This is a genomic window from Micromonospora sp. ABR4_055 (assembly GCF_056160425.1).
Genome location: NZ_JBSWXD010000108.1, coordinates 1 through 22951, shown reverse-complemented (window position 1 = coordinate 22951; position 22951 = coordinate 1). Strand labels below are relative to the sequence as shown.

12 protein-coding genes and 3 pseudogenes are annotated in these 22951 nt (G+C 68.6%); 6 read left to right on the top strand and 9 right to left on the bottom strand.

Annotated elements, in window-relative coordinates; genetic code table 11:
- Positions 1-422, bottom strand: a 422-nt coding sequence (locus ACXAHD_RS22270) for a transposase (protein WP_475052910.1), incomplete at its 3' end; no start/stop codon positions are given.
- Positions 423-759: 337 nt separating this feature from the next.
- Here ACXAHD_RS22270 and ACXAHD_RS22265 point away from each other — a divergent pair.
- On the top strand, positions 760-1041 hold the full coding sequence (locus ACXAHD_RS22265) for a hypothetical protein (protein ID WP_281552699.1): 282 nt from the start codon (positions 760-762) through the stop codon (positions 1039-1041).
- 77 nt (positions 1042-1118) lie between these two features.
- Positions 1119-1586, top strand: a complete 468-nt coding sequence (locus ACXAHD_RS22260) for a hypothetical protein (protein WP_281552698.1) — start codon at positions 1119-1121, stop codon at positions 1584-1586.
- A 93-nt stretch (positions 1587-1679) separates the two neighbouring features.
- On the opposite strand, the gene ACXAHD_RS22255 is transcribed toward ACXAHD_RS22260, so the two are convergent.
- The 3 genes and pseudogenes from ACXAHD_RS22255 to ACXAHD_RS22245 form a co-directional block, all read right to left on the bottom strand.
- Positions 1680-2843, bottom strand: a complete 1164-nt coding sequence (locus ACXAHD_RS22255; protein WP_281552697.1) for a histidine phosphatase family protein — start codon at positions 2841-2843, stop codon at positions 1680-1682.
- Between the two features lie 169 nt (positions 2844-3012).
- Positions 3013-3414 carry a hypothetical protein gene (locus ACXAHD_RS22250; RefSeq protein WP_281555825.1) on the bottom strand — a complete coding sequence of 134 codons (402 nt, stop codon included), beginning with the start codon at positions 3412-3414 and terminating at the stop codon, positions 3013-3015.
- Positions 3415-3811: 397 nt separating this feature from the next.
- Positions 3812-5095 (bottom strand): annotated as a pseudogene (locus ACXAHD_RS22245) (IS256 family transposase).
- Positions 5096-5132: 37 nt separating this feature from the next.
- On the opposite strand from ACXAHD_RS22245, the gene ACXAHD_RS22240 reads away from it, so the two are divergent.
- Positions 5133-5726, top strand: coding sequence for a tyrosine-type recombinase/integrase (locus ACXAHD_RS22240; protein ID WP_475052903.1), 594 nt, complete (start codon positions 5133-5135; stop codon positions 5724-5726).
- Between the two features lie 21 nt (positions 5727-5747).
- On the opposite strand, the gene ACXAHD_RS22235 is transcribed toward ACXAHD_RS22240, so the two are convergent.
- Positions 5748-6707 carry a reverse transcriptase N-terminal domain-containing protein gene (locus tag ACXAHD_RS22235; RefSeq protein WP_281555789.1) on the bottom strand — a complete coding sequence of 320 codons (960 nt, stop codon included), beginning with the start codon at positions 6705-6707 and terminating at the stop codon, positions 5748-5750.
- Between the two features lie 703 nt (positions 6708-7410).
- Positions 7411-8307 (bottom strand): annotated as a pseudogene (locus ACXAHD_RS22230) (IS630 family transposase); the annotation flags it as partial.
- A gap of 552 nt (positions 8308-8859) precedes the next feature.
- On the opposite strand from ACXAHD_RS22230, the gene ACXAHD_RS22225 reads away from it, so the two are divergent.
- Both ACXAHD_RS22225 and ACXAHD_RS22220 read left to right on the top strand, forming a co-directional pair.
- Entirely contained in the window at positions 8860-10125 is a 1266-nt protein-coding gene (locus tag ACXAHD_RS22225; RefSeq protein ID WP_281552695.1) for a hypothetical protein, read from the top strand.
- Positions 10126-14652, top strand: a complete 4527-nt coding sequence (locus ACXAHD_RS22220) for an FtsK/SpoIIIE domain-containing protein (RefSeq protein ID WP_289211930.1) — start codon at positions 10126-10128, stop codon at positions 14650-14652.
- Between the two features lie 75 nt (positions 14653-14727).
- On the opposite strand, the gene ACXAHD_RS22215 is transcribed toward ACXAHD_RS22220, so the two are convergent.
- From ACXAHD_RS22215 to ACXAHD_RS22205, 3 genes are read right to left on the bottom strand one after another with little or no spacing between them, the layout of a single operon-like run.
- Entirely contained in the window at positions 14728-15033 is a 306-nt protein-coding gene (locus tag ACXAHD_RS22215) for a WXG100 family type VII secretion target (protein WP_289211929.1), read from the bottom strand.
- A gap of 21 nt (positions 15034-15054) precedes the next feature.
- Entirely contained in the window at positions 15055-15360 is a 306-nt protein-coding gene (locus tag ACXAHD_RS22210; RefSeq protein ID WP_475052898.1) for a hypothetical protein, read from the bottom strand.
- Between the two features lie 24 nt (positions 15361-15384).
- Positions 15385-16401: a hypothetical protein gene (locus ACXAHD_RS22205; RefSeq protein ID WP_289211928.1), complete on the bottom strand. Its 1017-nt coding sequence runs from the start codon at positions 16399-16401 to the stop codon at positions 15385-15387.
- A 144-nt stretch (positions 16402-16545) separates the two neighbouring features.
- Between ACXAHD_RS22205 and ACXAHD_RS22200 the strand changes: the two are divergent.
- Positions 16546-22951: pseudogene (locus ACXAHD_RS22200) on the top strand (hypothetical protein); the annotation flags it as partial.

Sequence of the window (22951 nt, the reverse complement as noted above, 5' to 3'; positions counted from 1 at the left end):
TCCCGGGGCACCTTCACATCGACCGGGCCGATCTCGGTCTGCACCGTCTTCGCGGTCGACCCGTTACGCGAGTTACCCGAGCCGTTACCCGACGCGTCACGACGGGCGTAGCCCAGATGCTCGGTCAACTCGGCCCGCAGCCCCCGTTCCAGAACGGCGCGTACCAGCTCGGACAGGAACCCGCCCGGCCCGGTCAGCCGCAGCCCGTCACCCTTGACCTGGGCCAGCAACGCGTCCAGGGCCTGCTTGTCGATCAGATCCGCCACCGCCCGGCGGGCCGATTCACGCGCCGCCGCCTCGTCCGGCACCGCCGCCGCCAGAGGCAGCCGCGGCCCGTCAGCGGCGATCCGCCGCGTCAACGCCGCGACCTCCGCGTCGGCATCGACGCCGGAGTCGTACTGCTCCACCGTTGAAAGTGTCATCGAAACTGGTCCTCACTGTGTCGACCGGCTACCCACCGGTCATAACGGACTTCTACTGACATCCGTTACACAGATCTCCCTACAGGCCCATCCAGGGCCGAGAGTCGGCACCAGCCTCCTTGTCTCGGTGATCAAGACGGCTGTGGCCAGCATGGATGAGGTTTTCGACACCCACACGGTCTACGACGCCCCGGACCTGCTGGAGCCGCTCGGCAACCTCTGAAGGAACCGGTGTCGGAAATTTGGGCGCGGTACCGGTTCAAGCGCAACCACTTCGCCAAGTACCTCGGTGCCAGCATCCGCACCGTCTCTAACGTCGGCACGGCGGCCAAAGGAGGTGGGCACGCTCGTGCGTGAGTACACGAACCTGCAGTGGCCGGAAACGCCTTTCGGTGCCGACCAGCGTCCGTTCGGCCGGCACAGGGACATACTCGCCGCGTTTGCCCTGGCCTGGGCGAGCCAGCCCGCCGGGGCGCCGCTGCCAGTCGCGGCGGCCACCGTCTACCTCGGCGTCCGCCGCCACGGCAGCGCCTATGAGGTGGGTGAGGAGAACCTGTCGATCGGCTTTCGGACCGCGTCATCGAGAACCTGGTCGAGATACCCGAGCTGCTCGCACTGACCGACCGGGCACTGACCCGGGCCCGTCGGCACACGGCGATCCTGGCCGGGCATCACCTCGGCGACGAGCTGACCCGCATGGCCGCGCTGTCCGCGGCGCCGCTGCGCGGCGCGGCTGGAGTGCTCGCCGGGTGGGCGAACCGCGCTGTGAAGGGGCGCGGCATGGCAACGATGGTGGACACCGCGATCGAGGCGGGCGACGCTGGTGCGGATGTAGGCATGTCGCTCGATCCGGTCCATCAGCCGATACCGGAATGTGCGAAGTGCGCCGCCGACACCGGCCGGCACGTGCTGGGACGAGGGCTGGCGATCGGACTGACGGCGGCGGTGCACGCCGGCCGCTACCGCTATAACACCCAACACCTGCTCGCCGTGCTCGGCGAGTACCTCACGCACCACAACGGGCATCGGCCGCATCAGGGCCGCAGGCAACGCCCACCTGACCGGGACGCCGTCCCTGCGCCGGTGACCAACCTGGATGCCGTCCGAGTACAGCGCAGGAAGGTCGCCCACGGGTTTATCACCGAGTATGAGCAGGCCGCGTAGCCGAACCCGACTTCTCGAACGACACACGAAAACGTTACACTTCCAGCAGGGCCACCCGCAGGTAGCTGCGCAAACTGTGTCCGGAGAATTCTCCTACACAGCCCCGGTTTCCAGACCGGACACCACCGCACTGGGACCTATATTCATTCCCTCTAACCGAATCTGACTGGGCGAGACGGTAAACCGGCTGAAGCTACCAGCGTCCCAGCGGTATCGGCGCACGCCCTGGAGGTCCACGCCTAGCGCCTGCTCGACGAGCCACTGATGCGGGCCGTCGTGTGCTACCACCAAGACGCGCTTGCCGCCGAAACGCCCAGGTAGGCTGCCGAAGAAGTCGAGCACGCGTGCACGCGCTTCCGCATACCTCTCCTCTCCGGGGAGCTGGGCCAGATCGCTATTACCGGTCAGGATGCCCTCGGCCTCTGCGTCCAACTCAGCCCGTATTGCGGTGAACTCTTTACCGACCAGTTGAAGGAACACCCGCTCCCGTAGTGCTTTGGAAATCTCAATTTCCCGTTTGGTGCCCGCAATCGCTAGCTCCGCAGTCTCGATGGCGCGGGCAAAGTCTGAGCTGAATACGGCATCCGGTGCGAACCGCAGCACCGCGTGACGTGCGGCGCGCGCCTCAGCCCGGCCGCAGGGGGAGAGCCCCATCGCGAAGGGATCCGCGTAGATCCCCTCCGGGTGCTCCGGAGTGCCGTGGCGCAGAAAGAGAACATCGACCTCTTCCGGCCTTACAGGCGGCTCCTGCCATTGGGAACGCCACTCCTCGATAACGTCGAGAACGTCCTCGCAGACCTCCTCAGGCATTTTGCCGCCGATTGATAGCGCGTACCCGGCGTTGCGAAAGCTCGCTTGCAACTTCGCCAGGCGAGATTCATCCATCCGCTGAAGCGGATGGCGTAAGTCGTTGCGCTCGATCAGGTCGCTCATTTCTGCGGTAAACGAGACGATGACAAGCTTGCAGCCGCGGCGCGCGAACCGCAATTCCTCGCTTATCAGCGTTTCGACGTCCTCGAAGACACCATCAACGATCGGCGTGAATCCACTGTCGTGATACGACAATGCAAGGTCGAAGCAAGCCCTCTCGGAGGCGTCCAATGTAAACGCCGCAAAGTCCCGCGGTTGGGCCATGTAACGCACGGAATCGTTGGAGACGCGAACCGCAGGGTTCAACGCGTTCCGTAGCAGAGCTGCTGTCGTGGTCTTCCCGGTGCCAGGAAGGCCTCGGAGAAGCAATGCGAATTGCCTACTCATGACAATACCTATTCTTGTTTTCGATGAGAGAGTCGGGAAGCTTCGTGACTCCGCTGACATCACTCGGGTGCATCTTTTTGAGGGGTGCGCTGTTTACATTCGGCGAGGCCGGGGTGGGGATGCTGGCGGGCTAGGCGGTGTTCTTCCTGGTAACGCTTGTCGTAATATGTCATGTAGTCGTTGAGGTCTTCGTTGGAGACGATGACGCGGAGTTTGAGGATATCTTCTGCTCCCGTGGGGACCATCGGGCGCCGGTGATGCCGAATCTGTCTTCGATGATGTAGCGGCAGGAGCCTTCTATGCGGCCGGTGGCGATGGGCCAGCCGATAGGAGTGCGGACCGCGATGCCCTTACCGTCGGCCTGCATCAGGATCACGTCGGTGGCGGGTAGGTCGGCCCCGGCGTTGCGTGCCCGTAGTGGGTTGAAGTCGTGGGCCCGGCCGGTCAGTTGCGCCCAGCCGATTGTGACCCCGGTCCGAGCGGCGATGATCTGCTGGGCCTGCCCGTAGCCGCCGGTGGCCATGTGGAGGGCGGCCAGGGTACGCATCCGCAGATGCAGCAACACAGCCAATGCTGGGATCACCTGCTCCGGAGACTACTAGAGGATTATTCCGGCATCCTTCAGGTCTTCGCTGGATGCCCGCCTCTGCCGCAATACCAATTGACGTATATTTGCCGCTTCAACAGTGATTAATCTCTCTGTGGTGCCATCCTTATGGGCAGAAACCAGCATTACTTGGAATTCGTTCAACCGGAACGGGGTTCGAATATACACGCCCTTCAAGGCTTTGTCAAATGTATACCTATTACAAGTTCTGAATGTCTCTCCAGGGTCGAGTCACCCGGAGGATTCTCACCTTCGGGCTCCCACGGAACGGAGCGTGACAGTCTCCCATCACTCCGCTCGCACCTGTGCCGTGCCCAACTGGGAGTGTCAAGTTAACGGCTGATCTTGGTTGTTGAAGTGGTCAGAGGTTGGCCGGGGTGAGCCGGCCCTCGAAGGCGATCTGGAACGCGTTGAGAGGTGCCTTCCAGCGCATGGTCCACCTGCGGCGGCCGTTGCCGGTCGGGTCCAGGCTCATCAACGCCATGTACACGCACTTGAGCGCGGCCTGCTCGTTGGGGAAGTGCCCGCGGGCGCGGACGGCCTTGCGGATACGGGCGTTGACGGACTCGATCGCGTTCGTCGAGCAGATGACCTTGCGGATCTCCACGTCGAAGCCGAGGAACGGCACGAACTCGGCTCAGGCGTTCTCCCACAGCTTCACGATCGCCGGGTACTTCCGCCCCCAGGCCTCGGCGAACTCCAGGAACCGCTCGGTCGCCGCGTCCTCCGTGGGTGCGGTGTAGACCGGCTTGAGCGCCTTGGCGATCTTCTCCCAGTCCTGCCGTGCCGCGTAGCGGAACGAGTTTCGCAGCAGGTGGATCACACACGTCTGCACGATGGTGGCCGGCCACACCGCCTCGACCGCCTCCGGCAGGCCCTTGAGCCCGTCGCAGACGAGCATCAGCACGTCGGCCACACCCCGGTTCTTCAGCTCGGTGAGCACGTGCAGCCAGTGCTTGGCTCCCTCGCCGCCGTCACCGGCCCACAGACCGAGGATGTCCCGGTGGCCGTCGACGGTGACCGCCATCGCCAGGTAGATGGGCCGGTTCGCGACCTTCCCGTCCCGGATCTTCACATTGATCGCATCGATGAACACGACCGGGTACACCGGGTCGAGTGGCCTGTTCTGCCACTCGGTCATCCCGTCGATGACCTTGTCCGTGATCGTCGAGATCGTCTGCTTCGACACCTCGGCGCCGTACACCTCGGCCAGGTGCGCGGCGATCTCCCCATGCGTCAGCCCCCGGGCCGACAACGACAGCACTAGCTCATCCACCCCGGACAACCTGCGCTGGCGCTTACGCACGATCCGCGGCTCGAACGTCCCCGCGACATCCCGCGGGACCCGCACCTCAACCGGGCCGACGTCAGTCAGCACGGTCTTCGTCCGGGTGCCGTTACGGGAGTTCCCGGTGCCCTTGCCCGCCGGGTCGTGCTTGTCGTAGCCGACGTGGTCGGTGATCTCGCCCTCCAGGGCGGACTCCAGGACCCGCTTGGTCAGCTGCTGCAGCAGACCACCCTCACCGGTCAGCTTCAGCCCTTCACCACGTGCCCGGTCCACCAGCAACGCGATCAACTGCTCGTCCGTGGCCGTAGCCACCGACCCGCCTGCCGGCTCCTGCTCGATGATGGTCTCGGTCGTCATCTGGCGCATCTCCCTTGATCAGCAGATCCGCCGTTAGTTGTACACACCCGACCGCCAAAGCTGGCACGGCCGCCGCGACCACGCCCTGCTCCTACTCGACGTCCAGACCGGGCTGCGGGTATCGGAGATCACCGGCCTGAGCCGCCAGGACATTCACCTCGGGGCCGGGGCGCATGTCCGCTGTCACGGCAAGGGCCGCAAGGATCGGGCCACCCCACTCACCACCCAGACGGTCAAGGTGATGCGAACCTGGCTCACCGAGCTCAGCCCCGACCCCGCCGGGCCGCTGTTCCCCACCCAACCTGGCAGCCGGCTCTCCCGAGACGCCGTCGAGCGCCTCGTCGCAAGACACGCCGCTACCGCCGCAGACACCTGCGCGTCGATCAAGGAGAAACAGGTCACCCCGCACACACTGCGGCACACCGCCGCCATGACGCTCCTGAAGGCCGGCGTCGATACCTCCGTCATCGCCCTCTGGCTCGGGCACGAAGGGACCGAAACCACCCAGATCTACCTTCACGCCGACATGACCATCAAGGAACAGGCCCTCGCCCGCGTCCAGCAGCCCGGCACCAGCCCCGGCCGCTACCGGCCACCCGACACCCTGCTCGCGTTCCTCGACAACCTCTAACTACCGCCTCCACCCACCGGGTTATGCCGACGACGGGAAGCCGTCCACCGCCCTGAACAGCGGATCCGGCACCAGCATCGGCATAACCCGGGCCTCGGCATAAGCCGACTTATGCCGAGCTCGGCATAAGTCGGCGTAGCGGACCACGACCGGGCAACCGTCCATCGTCTTCCCGGCACGGGTGCCGGTGACGTGGTAGCGGACCCCGGCGGCGGCCTCCATGCCGTGCAGAGCAACGTTCATGAGCAACGGACTGATCACCCCGCCCTGGGGAGCGCCCTCCTCGGTGGGGGTGAACCGGCCGTCCTCGACCACGCCCGCCTTCAACCACTGCCGGACCAGTCCCCGTCCGGGGAACCAGCCCAGCGACCGGCAGATGTGGTCGTGGTCGAGCCGGTCGAACGCCGCCGCCAGGTCGGCGTCGAGCACCCACAGCCGTTTGGCGTCGGTGCGGCTCGACGTCGTGTGGATGGCCACGATGGCGTCGTGGCAGCCACGACCCGGTCGGAAGCCGTAGGATTTCGGCTCGAACCGGGCCTCCCATTCGGGCTCCAGCGCGCTCACCGTCAGGGCTTGCAGCGCCCGGTCAGCGATCACGGGAATCCCGAGGCCGCGACGGCGGCCGTTGCTCTTGGGCACATACACGCGCTTGACCGGCAGGGGAGTCCACGGCTTGGCGTCGTTCTGGATCCAGTCGGCCAGTTCGGCCTTCTGCTCCCCAGTCACCACGACCTGCCGGTCCACCCCGGCCGTCCTGCGACCAGCATTGCGCTCCGTCACCCGCCGCACCGCCACCACGGCGTTACTGCGCGAGCGGAGCATCAACTTCTGCAAGTTCCGGACCTTCTTCAGGTCCCCGTCCCGCGACGCCGCGAAGATCCGCTGCCGTAGCCGCCGTACGTTGTCCTCGCAGGTCCGCCAATCGATGGCGTCCCAGCCAGCACGGTCGTCCTCCGGTCCGTTCACGCCGAGAGCCGCCATCGCCAACGCGAAGGCATGAGCTGTCATCGTGTCTAACTTGCCCTTCGGTTCCGAAGCTGTGGTCAGCAGTAGCTCCGCAGGCTCACCCGACCCGCGTCAGCGCCCTTTCAGGCCAGGGCACATGCCCGTATCCGGCCGGTTATCCGGCGACCGCTGGCGGAGGAGCCAGCATCACCGCCGCCGGTTTCCCGCTGCCTTTCGGCCACCGGCATTCGCTTCTCGGGTCGTCCTGCGCCCGCTGGGACATCGTCCGCCCTCACAGGCGGCCTACCAGCCGAATCACTGTCCGGCTGGACCCCATCGGGGTTGTCACGTTCCGCATGAGACAGATACGGCCGGGTAGGGCGCCCTCTGAACCCCGGGGACGGTGGTGCGCTCCCGCCCGGCTAGATTCCTCCGAGCGGCACCTGCCGCCTTGCAACGGCTGGCCCCTGTCTCCCGCTGGCGCGTCCCATCGAGCGGAAGTGCCTATGACGAGGCGTCATCGAGGGTTCACTTGCGTTCACCCGTCCGGTCTTCCCCAGCCGGTAACCCCTGGATGGAACAGGAGTCCTTGGGCCCTTCCCCGGGCTTCGCACCCCGCGGTTACCCGCGACGCACGCCGAGGCGGGGACGGTCCTTGCGCACGGGACCGGACACTACATCCGCGACGTCACGCCGCACCTCCTTCGATGGGTGTCGCTGTACTTATGCGACTTGCGTGTCGCACGACCTGGTTGATCCAGGAGGATCCGGTCGGAGTGAAGTGCATGTGGAATCGGGGATGTTTCGCGAGCCAGGCTCGCACGGTGGGGGTCTTGTGGGTGCCGTAGATGTCGCAGACGAGGTGTACGTCCAGCTCCGCCGGTACCGTCTTGTCGATCGTGATCAGGAACTTCCTGAACTCGACGGCGCGGTGCTGGCGGTGCAGTTCGCTGATCACGGTGCCGTCGGCGATGTTGAACGCGGCGAACAGGCTGGTGACGCCGTTGCGGGCGTAGTCGTGGGTGCGGCGTTCCGGCATGCCGGGCATCATCGGCAGCACCGGCTGGGATCTGTCGAGGGCTTGGACCTGGCTCTTCTCGTCGACGCAGAGCACCACGGCCCGCTCGGGTGGGTTGTGGTACAGCCCGACCACGTCGACGACCTTCTCGATGAACAGCGGGTCGGTGGACAGCTTGAACGTGTCGGCACGGTGGGGCTTGAGGCCGAAGTCGCGCCAGATCCGCCCGATCGTGGACTTGGACAACCCGGACCTGTCCGCCATCGACCTGCGGGACCAGTGGGTGGCGTTACGTGGCGTCTGTTCCAGGGTCGCGACCACCACGTCCTCGACCCGGTCAAGGCTGATCGATGGTGGGCGGCCCGGCCGTTCTTCGTCCACCAGGCCATCCAGGCGTAGTTTCAGGAAACGCCGCCGCCACTTACCCACAGTCGACAGATGCACACCGAGACTCGACGCGACGTCAGTGTTCGACGCCCCTTCGGCGCACGCCAGGATGATCCGTGAACGCATCGCCAGAACCTGTGACGACTTCGCCCGTCGTGACCAGCGGGTCAACGTCGTCCGCTCTTCGTCGGTCAGCGTCAGCGGCGGGGTGGGACGACCAGTTCTCGGCATCCCCCACCCTACCCACTTATCAGGCGAATTTCCGGCGCAGGATACTAGCACGTCCCATCTGCGGGCCTCGACGATGACGAGGCAACATCGAGGGTTCACTTGCGTTCACCCGCCCGGTCTTTCCCTCGCCCGTGGCTCTCGGATGGAACGAGAGCCCTTCGGCTTGAACCCCGGGCTTCGCACCCCACGGTTACCCATGACGCACGCCGGGGCGGGAACAGGCCACCGAGCACGGACCTGGGCTACGTCACCGTCATCGCAGCCTCCCATCGACGCAACCACTTGAGATGTGCGACCTCGTGTCGCACGGAACGGTTCACACCGTTCCTGGCGATCCCGCCCGAGGTCCGCCGGATCATGCCAGCAGTCTAGTTTTAATCAAAACTTCATCTGCTTGCATCAATCAGCCGATCACGCCCTGCCAGCAGGCTTTGACCTGCGGATTCTCCCGCCTCGTGCCGAGTTGCTGCACCACGACCGGCCACCGCCCACAGGTAGCATCAGGGCTCGGTTGCGGCGTACCCGAGCCAGCTTGGCGGAGGAGGAGCACGGTTGAACACGCCGTCCTTCAGCGACCTCGGCCGCTTTCTGGACGCCAATCGGCAAACGCTGCTCACCGTACTCACCGTGCTGGAGCTGTTGATCCTGCTGGTAGTGCTGCTGCGGTGGTTCGACCGCCGGTACGGCATCCGGGGCACCGGGCAACGAATCCGGCGTGGCGTCTGGGGCGCGGCACGGGATCTGGCGGCGCCGATCGCGGGCTTTGTCCGGCTTCGGCGAGGGGTACGAGTGGTTGCCGGGAGCTTCGCCGGGTCGGGTCCGGTGCCGCTGGCCCGAGCCTGGATCGGATCCGCCCGGTCAGCCCTGGCCGACCGGGACGATTTCTGGCCGTACCTGGTGTTGCTGGGCAATGGGCAGCTCAGCGTACGACTCGCCGGCGCGGGAGCGGACATGCCGTCTCCGGCGGCGGAATCCCCGTGGCAGGTCACCGGGCCGCGCCACTGGCGTGCCCGCGGTCCGCTGCCCTCAGGCTCCGCACCGGCCGCCAGCGACTCGCTGCCGGTCGCCGTAGGAGTGCAGGACAGGACGATGGTCCTGCTGGACATCGCGCGCTGCCCCGGGATCCTGTCCGTACACGGTGCCCCGCTACCGGCGGAGCGGCTGGTGTCCGTGTTGGTCGCCCAGCTGGCCGCGCTGACCGGCGGGCACGGCGTGCACCGCCTGATCGTCGCGGCGGAACCCGGCTACGGCGCCGGGGCGGTCGGAATCGACCGGATGCCGCTGTCCGAGGCGCTCACAGCTATCGCGACCCGTCCGACACCGGACGGACGTACCGTCCTGGTCTGCCGACGGCCCGATCCGCAGGCGGCAGCGCGGCTCGCCGACCTGGTTGCCGACGATCCTGGGCTGCTGGTCCTGGTCGCCGGCTACCTACCCGGATCGCGTTGGCGGCTACGGGCCGACCTGGCCGGCCGGGTGACCGCACCGGAGTTACTGCTCGACGTGGACTCCACGCCACTTGTCCGGTGCCTGTTGCCCCGCCGCCGAACTGCACCCCCCACCCCACCGGCACCCGCCTGGGCTGAGGAGGAGTTGCCCGGACCTACCGGCGCAGCAACCGCTACGCCAACGGAACCCGCCGTACCCGAGCCCTCTCGGCCACCCGCCCCGACGGCGAGGCTGCCGGTCGCCACCCCACCGTCCAGACCGTCGGCTCCGCCCACCGCCAACGATGACCTGATCGAACAGGCGCAGGACGGGCAGCAGCCGACGGCGTACTCCGGCATCGAGTCTGCCGGCCGGACTGGAGACCGATAGATGCGCCTGCTGCTGACCGTCATCTCCGGCGGTGCCGACCGGGACATCGCGATGGACGTCGAGGCGGCCACCCCGGTGGGCGCGTTCATCGAACAGGACGGCTCCCGGAGCGACTGGTATCTCGACGGAGAGCGGCTGGATCCGGCCTGGACGGTCAGCCGGGCTGGGCTGGTCGCCGGGGTCCGGCTGGGCGACGGTGCGCCGGTACCCGGTGGCGGGGTGCGGTACCTGCCGGGCGACCCTCGGACCCATTGGCTGGAGGTGCACGGCGTCGGTGGCCCGAGCGCCGGGCAGGTCTGGCCGGTCGGCCTGGGCTGTCACGACATCGGTTCGGCGCCCGGGTCCGCGATCGATCCGGGCGGCAGCGGAGTGCCCGCGCACGCCGCCCGGCTCACGATCGACGAGCAAGGTCGCGCCTGGGTGGCCACCCGTGGTGCCGGGGCGCGTCTGGCGATGCCACGGCCCCCAGCCCAGACCGATCCGATGCCCGCACCCGGGCACCCCGGTCACGTCGAGCAGCGCGGGTCGAAGCTCCGCGCCGGACACGGGCAGGAGCACGCGGACGAGCCCGACGCCTCAGGGCCCGGACGCGACGGATCCCGCCGCTGGCCGACCGGTGTGGACCTGGCGGTGGGCGGCAGCCTGCTACGGCTGGTGTCGCGCCCGGCACCGGATGCCGCGGTGACGCCGGCCGTGGACGTGCCGATGCTGGACTTCAACCGGCCGCCACGGATCGTGCCGCCGCTGCTCTTCGCACGGCGACGGCTGCCCAGCCCACCGGTCAAGCCGAACAGCCGCCCGATCCCGCTGCTGATGATCCTCGCCCCGATGGTGATGGGCCTGGCGTTCGTCTTCCTCTTCCGGTCGTACTTCTTCCTGCTGATCATGGCGCTCAGTCCTATCCTGGCATTGTCGAACTGGTACACCGACCGACGCAGCGGCCGTAAGCGGTACCGCAGGGATCTCGCCGAGTACCTTCGTAAGCGCAGCCGGATCATGCGGGAGTTGACGGCGGCGGTCGCCGAGGAACGGTTGGCCCGCTGCGAGGCGTCGCCGGACCCGGCGACCGTTCTGTACACGGCCGTCGGCCCCGGCCGGCGACTGTGGGAACGCCGCCGCCGCGACCCCGACCATCTCGTACTACGGGTCGGCACGTTGGATCAGCCGTCGCTGATCGAGGTGGAGGACCCGGCCCGCCCCGATACGGACCGCCAGCTGCGCTGGACCGTTCCGGACGCGCCGGTCACCGTGGATCTGGCTGACCGGAAGGTGATCGGCCTGGCCGGCGCGGCGGAGACGACGTACGCGACGGCACGCTGGCTCGTCCTCCAGGCCGCCGCCCTGCACAGCCCACGTGACCTGCGGATTCACGTGTTGACCGAGCAGGCCGGGAAGGAACGGTGGGGCTGGGTGCGCTGGCTGCCGCACACCCGACCGGCCGAGGACGGCATCCAGACCGGACAGCCCTACACGCTGGTCGGCAACGACCCGGAGACCGTGGCGAACCGGGTGGCCGAGCTGGTGGCGCTGGTCGCCGCACGGACCAAGGCCCGGGGCTCGCAACTCGGCCAGGTCCTGTTCAGCGAGCCGGACATACTGCTGGTCGTCGACGGCGCCCGCCGGCTGCGCGACGTGTCCGGCATGGTGCAGGTGCTCACCGACGGGCCAGCGGTGCAGGTCTTCGCGATCTGCATCGACGCCGAGGAACGGTTGCTGCCGGAGGAGTGCACGGCGGTGCTACGCGCAGACGCGGACGGGCTGACGGTACGGCAGACCGGCGTGCCCGAGGCCACCGGTGTACGTCCGGACATGATCACCGCCCAGTGGTGCGAGCGGGTGGCCCGGGCGATGGCTCCGCTGCGGGATGTCACCCCGGACGAGACGGCCGGGCTGCCCGACCGCAGCCGACTGCTGGAGCTGCTGGACGCCGACCCGCCGGACGGTGCCGACCTTGCCGAACGTTGGTCCCGCCAACCCGCCTCCACGAGCTTCGTGATCGGTAGTGGTTTCGACGGAGCGGTAGCGCTCGACCTGGTCCGCGACGGGCCGCACGCGCTGATCGCCGGCACCACCGGTGCCGGCAAGTCCGAGCTGTTGCAGTCCATGGTGGTATCTCTGGCCGCAGTGAACCGCCCGGACGAGTTGACCTTCGTGCTGGTCGACTACAAGGGTGGTAGCGCGTTCCACAGTTGTGTACGGCTGCCGCACACCCTCGGCATGGTCACCGACCTGGACAGCGCGTCGGTGGTCCGAGCGTTGGAGTCGCTAGGCGCGGAGTTGCGTCGCCGCGAGGAGATCCTGGCCCGGGCGGCCGCCAAGGACCTCGTGCAGTACCGGACGATGCGTGGCCGCGACCCTTCGCTGCCGGCGGTGCCCCGACTCGTCCTGGTCATCGACGAGTTCGCCACACTCGTCCGGGAGGTTCCGGACTTCGTGCCCGGGCTGGTCAGCATCGCGCAGCGTGGCCGCTCGCTGGGCATCCATCTGATCCTGGCCACCCAGCGCCCGGCTGGTGTGGTGACCACCGACATTCGCGCCAACACCAACCTGCGCATCGCGCTGCGGGTCACCGATCCGATGGAGAGTTCGGACGTCATCGACGTACCGGACGCCGCGATGATTCCGGCGGCGACCCCGGGCCGGGCGCTCGCCCGACTCGCCCACCGGTCCACCCTGCCCTTTCAGACCGGGTACGTCGGCGCGGTGTACCAGGGTGCCGGCCCGGACACCGCTGAGTCCGGGCCGGCCGCTCCGGTGTACGGCACGGAGTTGCCCTGGTCCCGGCTGGGCCGGGCGCTGCCGCCACCGGTGGTGACGCCCCGTGGCGGTGCCGCACCTGACGAGTTGGCCGCCACCGACCTCGACGTACTGGTCAACGCGATCGAAGCCGCCGCCCGGGAGGTGGGCTGCGAGCAGCAGCCGAGCCCATGGCTACCGCCGCTGCCGCCGGTCGTGCTGCTGGACGACCTCACCCTGCCGGAGTCGCGCACCGGGCCCGGTCTGCCGCCGGTACCGTACGCGCTGGCCGACCTGCCGTTGCAGCAGAGCCAGCCGGTGCTCGCCTGTGACCTCGCCGCACTCGGACACCTGTACGTGCTGGGTGCCTCCCGTTCGGGACGGTCGCAGTTGCTGCGCACGCTGGCCGCGTCGCTGGCCAGGTCGCTCTCCTGCGCGGACCTGCATCTGTACGCCGTCGACGCGGCCGGCGGATCGATGATGGCGCTGGCCGAGTTTCCGCACTGCGGTGCGGTGGTGCCCCGGGCCGATCTGGAGCGTCTGGAACGCCTGCTCGGCCGCATGCAGGGCGAGCTTGCCCGCCGACACGAGTTGCTGGCCCAGCACTCCTGCGCCGGCCTCGACGAACTGCGGTCGGCGCTGCCGCCAGCGCAGCGTCCGGCACACCTGATGCTGCTGGTGGACGGCTGGGACTCGCTGGCTGCCGTCCTCAACGACCACGACGGCGGACGGCTGCTGGACCAGTTTCTCGGCCTGCTACGCGAGGGGCCGGCCGCTGGGCTGCATCTCGTGATGTCCTCGGAGCGGTCGCTGTTGACCGGGCGGGTGGCGAATCTCAACGACCACCGGATCATGCTGCGGATGGCCGACCGCACCGACTACTCGGTGATCGGTGTCAGTCACCGTCGGGTGCCGGAGGTGGTGCCGCCCGGACGGGGCTGGCACTCGGCGGACCAGGCGGAGATTCAGGTCGCCCTGCTGGACCTGGATCCGTCCGGCCCGGCGCAGGTCGAGGCGATGCGTCGGATCGCGGCTCGGGCCGCCGCCCGCGACAGCGCGGTGCCGGCGCAGCGACGGCCGTTCCCGGTGGCCGGCCTGCCCGCCGCAGTCACCTTCGCCGAGGCGTTTGCACAGGTCCCGGCTGAGCAGCGGCATCCGCTGCGGGCGCTGCTCGGGATCGGCGGCGACGCCGCCGCACCCTGCTATGTGGACTTCGCTGGCCGGCAGGCCACATTTCTGGTCGCCGGTCCGCCCGGCTCGGGCCGCAGCAACACGCTGGCCACGCTCGCGGTGTCGCTACTGGCCGGGGGCACCGCGCTGGTCATCCTGACGCCCCGCGAGTCGGTGTTGCGCCGGTTGACGGTGCATGACCGGGTGCGGGCGGTCGAGGGGCCTGCACCGGACCCGGCGCAGGTGACCGCCGCGCTGGATGAGCTGGGCAGCCCGCTGGTGGTGCTGGTCGACGACGTCGACCTGTTGGGTTTCGCCAATCCAGTGGAAGCGGTACTGCGCCAGGTGGTGGGCACCGGCCGGGACCGGGCACTCGGTCTGGCGTACGCGGGAACGGCAGAGACCCTCACCCAGTCGTTGGGTGGCTGGATCGCCGAGGCCCGTCGCTCACGGCAGGGCGTGCTGTTGGCGCCGCAGTCGGCCATCGAGGGTGACCTGGTCGGAGCCAGGGTGCCGCCGGGGCTGCTGCGCTCCGGTGGGCGACCTGGTCGCGGCTACGTTCCGGATCCGGCGACCGGCGCATTGAGTACGGTCACGATTCCGCACACCGTGCTGCGCTGACCCGACTCGGACACGGTCACCGGACCACTCTCGGCACGGGTACCAACCCACGCGGGCCGCAAGAGGCGACGTGGGTCAGCTCGCCGGTGGCGGCTGGGACAGCGCCTGATCCATGTCGCTGAGGTTCTTCGCGATCATCGAGAAGTGCCCCGCGAAGGTCTCCAGGTTGCTGACCGCCGCGGTCAGCGAGGTGGTGAATTCGGTGTACTGCGTGTCCATCACCGGGCTGGCCTGCTGCAGCCAGAGGCCGCCCTGGCTGGTCAGCAGCTCACTGACGCTGGCCTGCAGGTTCGTCAGTACGCTGGCGATCTCCGCGCCCTCGGTGGTCAGCCGCCCGGCGATGGTGTTGACCAGGGCGTAATCGACGTTTACCTCTGCCATCGGATGCCTCCAATCGGTCGGTCAGGCCGAGCTGCTCGAGGCCGCGATCTGCTCGTCCATCGTGCTCAGCTGAACGGTGATGTTGTGGAACTGCTGGGCGAAGGAGCGGATGTTCTCGATCGCCGCGGTCAACTCGGTGTTGAAGGTCTGGTACTGCCCGCTGAGGGTGGGGCTGGACTTTTGCAACCACAGGCCACCGTCGCTGGTGAGCAACTGGGACACCCCGGTGAGTAGATCCTCCAGCCGGGGCACGGTCTGCGTCACGGCGGAGTTGAGCTGTTCGTTGACCGCCTGCACCTTGCCGAAGTCGACGGTGATGTTGGGCATGGCATTGCTCCAAGGGTGGCTGGGTCACATGGTGACGGTGGTGAAGGGGATGTAGTCGTCGTCCTCGGATGACTCCTCGGAGACGAGCGTCCACTCCCCGGTGTTCGGATTGCCGGTGTACTTCTTGGTGCCATCCGAGTCCACGACCGTCTTGGTGCCGGAGTCCGGTCCGGTCACCACGATGTCGGTCGTGGTGGTCTCGCCCTCGTGGTCGACGGTCACCTGGTGCGATCCACCGTCGGGCTTCGGGGTGACGGTACTCGTTGTGGTGCCCTCGCTGGTGGTGGAGGTCACCACGAACGAACCGTCGTCGTTGGTCTTTTTTACTATCTTCTCCTCCATGCCGTCGGAGTGGGTGACGGTGGAGGTGTAGTCAACGACATCAATCTCCCCGTCGCCGTCGGTGTCACGGTAGGTGAACTCGGTCGTCTCGGTATAGGTCAGTCCGTCGCCGGAGGTGACCGTGGTCGTCTCGGAGATGACGTTGCCGTCGTCGTCCAGGACCGCCGAGGTCTTGTTGCTGCCCACCTCTGCGGTGCCGTCGATGGAGGTGGGGGGATCCCCCGGCTCCGGCACCGGGTCACCACTCCACAGCGGCACCGAACCGTCGACCAGGTTCCCGTCCTTGTCGTAGTACTGGAAGGTGATCTCCCGGTCCTTGAGGTCGAGATACCGCTCGTACGCGGCGGTGTCGGCCTGCCAGCCGTTGACGCTGGCCTTGAGGCGGTCCAGGTTCACCTTGCCAGCGACGTCCGCGTCCAGATCGAAGTAGGCCTTGGCGATGCTGTCGAAGGTGTTTGCCAGTTCGTCGAGCAGCTCCATCGAGTCCTTGAACGGGGCATGGCAGGCGGAGAAGAAGGCACTCAGTGTGCCGTACAGGGCCGAGTCGCCCACCTGGCTGGAGTCGACGACGGTCCCGTCGGAGGTGACCACCGCCCGACGCGACCCGGTCTCCACATCAAACTCGATCTTGCTTTTCAACTCACGCAGGCTGCCCGCGAGACTGTGCAGCAGCGCGTAGTCGAGCACCAGGTCGGCCACCCCGCGCCCCTTCCTCCGGCTCGTCGGCGTACGCCGTCTGTGTGATTCGACGCGGCTGGGGCCGCCAGCGGTTCACTTGTGAACCTCCGTGCGGGTGCGCCACGTCGAACAGGACGACGGCGTCCGGGGCAGCAGGAGGGTCCGGTGGGGGTACGGCCTGGTGACTGGTCACCGCTCACGCTGTCGGGTGATCCCACCCCCGGCGATCCGGATGTGCTGCGCAGCGTCGCCAGCTACATGGACATCATGGCCGACCACGCCAGGACCGCCGACGACGGACTCGCCGCGGTACTGCGACAGAGCGGTGACGGGGCGTTCGTCGGCAAGACCGCAGACTGGCTGCGCGAGCAGATCAGCAAGGAGATGAGCGGCTTCATCGCCGGGGTGCGGACAGCCTTCTCCGCCGCCGGGCCGGCGATCCGCACGTACGCCGAGGCGCTGCGCGAGGCTCAGGCCACGGCGGACCAGGCGCTGCGTGACGCGGCCGGGGCCGGCGACGACGAGGGACGGATCAACACTCTCAAGGCCACCGCGGAGAACGCCGCCGCGGATGTGAAATCCGCAGCGGGTACGGCTCGGCAGGCCATTCTCGACGCGACCGGCCACATCAAGTCACCCGTGACGCCGAAGTCGGCCTGTGAGGTGTTCTGGGAGATCTTCACCTGGTTGACTCTCATCGTCACCGTGGTCGCCATCTTCGTCGGCGGCCCGCTCGGCCTGATCGCCTTCGCGATGAACGCCGCGTTGGCGGTGAAGGCGACCCTGGATTTTGCCATGGGCAAGACGAACGCGCTGGGTCTGGCGCTCGGGCTGCTCGGGCTACTCGGTCCCAGCACCCGACCGCTGATCGCCCTCGGCGACCTCACGAAGCTGGCCACTTCCGCCTGGCGCAACATCACTCAGTTCAGCCGGCACAGCTTCACCATGGCGCGCGCCGGCATCGGCGACTTCTGGCGAACGGTGTCGACGCTGAGCCTCAGCGGGGCCATGCGCGGCATCGGCGACATCGGGGTCACCCTTGCCAACTCGGTGAAGGTCGGCGCGCTGATGATTCCCCGGATCGTCGGCCCGATCGACGGCCTGGCCGCCCGAGGCTTCGTGGCCCTGGAGAAGTTCACCCTGGTCACCGTCCCTGCAGCGGTGACCAGGATGGGCAACATCGGGCAGCAGGGTCTGGTCCGGTTCGCTGGCGTGACGGCCGACGCGGGCAGGTTCATCGCCGCCAACGCCGTCAGGTTCGGCAACCTGATGGCCCGTGAGTTCGGCGGTTGGCAATGGCTTCGGATCTTCCTGCCCCTGGCCGGTCATGAGATCCGCGCTGTCGGGGTGTCCGGGGCGTTCAAGCTCGGCGTGCTGGGTCGTGGGCTCGGAATGACCCGGTTCGACGGACTTGCCGCGCTCGGCGGCGGCATCCGGCTCGCCAACGGCCTCACCACGGTGCACGTCGTCAAGCCCGGCGGCGCGCCGCCCCCAGCCGGTGGGATCAACTTCAGTCCGAGTGGGCTGCACCTTCCCGACCTGATCGAAAAGCCGATGATCGGGGCCCCGGCGGCGCAGCAACTCAGCTTCTCGGCCCGTGGTCTCGACCTGTCCGCGGCACGTGGGGCGCTCGGCCTGCACGACCTCGCGGGGCTTCGCGGCGTACAGAACCTGGACGTACCGGTGCCGGGAACGGCCGGTACGGTCACCCCGATCCCCGCAGCCAATCTCCCCGGCGCGGCGCACGCGATCGACCTCGGCCCCGTCTCCCGGCTGGATGCGCCGACCGTCAACCCGGTAGCGGGGATGAACGGGGTCACCATGCCGGCGGTGGCCACGCCGAGCGCGGTGACCTTGCCGAACATGCAGATCGGCAACCTCAGCGCCACGCTGAACCGGGCTGCCGGTGGCGTCGAGGGCCTGACGGACTTCGGTCGCGCCGAGCTGCGCAACCTGCACATGGGCGAGGTCAGCGCGGTCCGGGTCTCGGAGACCGGGGTGGCGTTCAACCTCGGCGCACCGGAGAAGGCGTTCGGCGATGTCAGCCTGGCCCCGCCCACACCCGCGTCCGCGCCTACCCCGACACCTACCCCAATGTCCACCTCGACGCCCACCTCCGCGCTCACGCCTAACCCGGTGCAGCTCGGCAGGACCGCCGACCTGGCCACCGTCCACCGGGCGCTGAACCTGCTCGACGAGCCCGGTGCGGCGGCGCTCACCACCCCGCACCGACTGGAACCGCCAACGGTCACCGCACCCACCGGCCTCGGTCGTGACCTCTCGACGCCAGCACCGCCCCGGCTGGATCAGGCCGGTGGTCCGTCACCGCAGCAGCTCAGCCACCTGCAGGCGCTGGAGCAGCTCAAGAAGGCACAGCACGCGCTGGCCAACGTCTCCGGGGACGCGTTGGCCCTGGCCCGCGCCGAGAAGGACGTCCGGGTCACCGAGGCGCTGGTGCGCCGGACCGCAGACGGGCTCAAGGTCGAAGCTCCTGCGGTACCCCGCACCGTCGATACCCCACCGGCCCACCTGACCGGTGCGGTCGCACCAGACCTCGCGGCGGCCAAACCGGCCTCCGCGCCCGACCGGGCAGCGGCCAACCCAGCCGGGACGGCGGATGAATCCGTGCAGGCGCTGCAGGCCCGGCTGGAGAACCTGCGTGGCCCCGACGCCCCGCGCACCGACCTCGCCGGGCTGGAACTGGAGCACCGGTTCGCCCAGCTACGCCCGGCGGCCTCGGCCGACCTTGCCGAGCTGCCGGCGGTCCCGACTCACCAGCCCGGCACCAGTATCGCGGAGCTGGAGAGTCGGCTGGCCGCGTTACGCGGCACCGAGCTGCCCTCCCCCGCAGCCCGCCAGTTGGAGCTTGAACACCGCCTCAGCCAGCTCCGCCCGGGCGCAGCGGCCGAAACCCGCCCGGTCGACCCGGCGATGTTCCCGGACGTCCCCACGATCTCCCCGGTGGAGGCGACCGCCCGCGCCACCGCCGTCGAACGCCTCACCGACCTGGAAGCCCAGCTGGTCGCCGCCCGCGCGGAGACTCCCACCAACATCGGTCCGACATCCCTCGACGACGCCGGATCTGCGGCGTCACCGCAGGTCGACAGCGCGGGTCGACCGCAGACCCTCGACCAGATGGGTACGCCGGGCCGAGCTGAAGGGCCCGATGGTACGGGTACCGGCGACAACCTGCTGGACCTGCCCAGCGTGCCTCGCACCGATCCGGCGGCCACCCCCGGCGCGGAGGCGCTCAGCCAACGGTTGACCGAGCTCATCTCCGACGCGCGGGGGGTCGACCTGCCCGAGCCAGAGCTGAGGGTGCTCAGCACCGAGGTCCGTACCGCGATTGAGCAGGGCCGGCACGGTGACGGGGCCCGCGCGCTCAACACGCTGCACGACCGCATCGACCGGCAGGCCCTGTTCCAGCGGCTCGACTCGTACCGGGCGCATGTGGACGCCGGGCACCAGCGCGCCGCACAGCTGGACATGGACAAGTCGACCTGGTTGCAGCACGCCATCGACATCGAGCGGGCGACCGCCGCCGGACACACCGACGAACTGCACCGGCTGCTCAACGACTACGAGAACAGCCTCGCCGGCAAACTGGCCGAACAGAAGCTGCACGACCAGGTCGGACCCGATGCGACGCCGGGCCGTACCCCCGACGAGGCCGGGTCGAGAGGCGACGTCGACGAGTTGCAGGCCCGCCTCGACGCGCTGCGTGGCGACCGCACCCCCGACGCGCGCAGCACCGAGCTGGAGCTGGAGCTGCGGTTCGCCAATCTGCGCGGCTCCGACGGCCCCGACGTACCGCTCCCCCAGTTTCCGCAGCCTCCCACGTTGCCACCCGGCAGCGTCGACGACCTGCAGAAGCGCCTGGACGCGTTGCGCGGGGACAGCACGCCGGACCTGGACCTCGCCGGACTGGAACTGCGCCACCGACTGGCCGCGCTACGCGGTACCGACCCGGACACCCCGGTGGGCAAGCTCGAGGACCTGCCCGACGTACCGACGCTGCCGCCCGGTGCTCTCGATGACCTGACCGACCGGATCGCCGACCTGCGCGCCCACCGGGAAGAAATGCTCGGCATGCCGCCGGCCGAACGGGCCGAATGGGATGCCGAGTTCGCCCGGGCCGGAGACGAGGCCGCCGACGCGGCAGTGCTGGCAAGGTACGAAACGCGCATCGCCAACCTGGAGCGCGAGGCCCGCGTCGCGGAGCTGCGCGGCGGCAGCGGCCCGCTCTCCGCCGACGAGTACCGGTCGTGGCAGGACACGCTCGCCCGGGTCGGCGACGATCAGGCCGGCATCGACCACGTGCTGTCCCGATACGCCGCCCGGCTCGACGAGCACCGGCTGGACAGCGCCACCCAGATCAACACCGCGCTCACTTCCCCCGACCACCTCCGACCACTCGACTCCCGTCTGGACGAGGCGCTCGGTGGTCTGTCCCAGAGTCTGCGGAACGACACCGCAGCGCGGCACACCACCCTCGGTGACCGGTTGGCCCAGCTGCGCGGAGCGGACGCCCCACCGGCACCCGGCGGGACCACAGGCGACCTGCCGATGCCCGGGCCACGGGCCGACGACGCGACGATCGGCCACCAACTCGGCCAGCTGCCGAGCCCGCCCCGTGACCTGCCGGCACCTCCCACCGGTCCCGCCGGCGCCGCCCCCGGGCGGACCGACCCGTCCGTACCCGCACCGACCCGCACCGATCCGCCCGGCGCGGACGTACCGGCGGTCGGCAAACCTGCGGAGCCGTCGACGGCCGCCAAACCGGTCGACGGGCCGGCAGCGACGAAGCCGGCGGAGACTCCGACGGTGCACAAGCCGCAGGATGGACCGGCACGGCCGACGCCGGCGGCCGGCGACGAGGTTCTCCAGCTGCCGGCACCGCGCCGCCCAGCCGACGACGTCTCTGCCGCGCCGCCCGCCGAGCAGGTGACGATGCCACCGCGCGATCTGCTCGGCGACGGCCAACTCGCCGGCCCGGCCCGGGTGATCGAGGTGGACGCCGAGCGATGGACGCCATTGAAGGACGCTTTCCGCTTCGAACCGTCCGCCACGTCCGGCCAGCCGCCGAAGGTGACCCGGCCAGCGGCCAGCGGCGAGCGGGTCGGTGTCGGCTATCAACTCACCGTCACCGATCAGGACATGCACTTCGCGCTCAAGCTGCACCTCGACGCCGCGCCCGGCGTCACGGCGGCAGAGATCGCCAAGGTGAAGGCGCGCACGATCGAAGGGTTGCAGCGATACGTCAACGCACCCCGGCACCACCTGCCGGGCTGGGACGTGCCGATGCGGGTAACCGTCGACTTCGTCGATGACCCGGCCAAGGCGCGAGGCTCCATCACGGTCGCTCCGGCCGGCACGCAGATGTCCCAGCAGACCTGGGCGGTAGACGCGTCGCCGGCCAAGTACGCCCACGAGATCGTGCACAACCTCGGCGTCAAGGACAGCAAAGCGCCGCCGAACGCGTTGCTGCGCGACACCCACCAGCCCGAACACGGCGACCTGATGGGCAGCCACCCACACGGTGTCGACGGTTTCGTGCTGACCCCCAGGGCGCTCGGTCAGATCGCTGGCGTGCTCTCGCCGCACTTCTCGGGCTCCACCGCCCCACGGCCGGCGCCGGACGCCCTTACCGGCAACGCCGCCGAAGAGTTCTGGGCCTCCGGCGTGGACCTCCCTCCTCAGGTCACCGAGCAGGCCACGGTGCCAGCCCCGGCCAAGACGGTGTCCAGCCCGGCGGGCAGCGCACCGGCGCCGCTGTCGACCGTCCTCGTGGACCGGATCGCCGAGCCGCCCCCCGCCACGATGGGTTGGGTCGTCACAGCCGACGGCAGTTATCAGTGGCAGGGTGCCGGATCTCCCGATCCGGCTCTACCGCCCGGTCTGGTACTCGGCACCGCCAGCGGCGATCACAACCTGTGCCTACTCGACTCCCTCGCCCAGCTCATCAACGTACACAACCCTCATCAGACCAATGCCCACCAGCTGCATGATCATCTACTGGACAACCTGCCGGCCTCCAGCAACGCCCGCGACGACCTGCTGAACGGCCGGATGCTCGATGTCTACGACCCCGATCTCAACCAACTCCTCATCGACAACTTCGGTATCCGCGTCCAGGTCTTTGAAACCACCCAGCACGGCACCACCGCACACCCGCTGCGCGGCGACGAGGGTCCGGTCTTCTACCTCCACCATCAGCACCAGCACTTCGTCCCTCTCTGGCCTGCAACTGGGGAAACCACCGCGACCGTCGGAACCACCACCGGGAAGACCACCACTGCTGTCGAGGCTCGACCTCAGCAGCAGCCGTTGCAGGTACCGCCAGCGGGCAAGCAGCTGAAGTCGGAACATCCGCCACCCGCGGTCGCAGAGGCGAAGGCCCGGCACGACCAGCTCGCTGCGGAGGTGCAGTCTTTCGCTGAGGCACTGCAGAGACTGGAGAGTCACGTCCACGATCTCTCTGCGAAACTCGAGGAAGCGCGGCAGGTTCAGCAGGAGCGTGGCAAGGTGCTGTCGGGGGGCGATGCCACAAATGCGGAACCAGCCACACAAA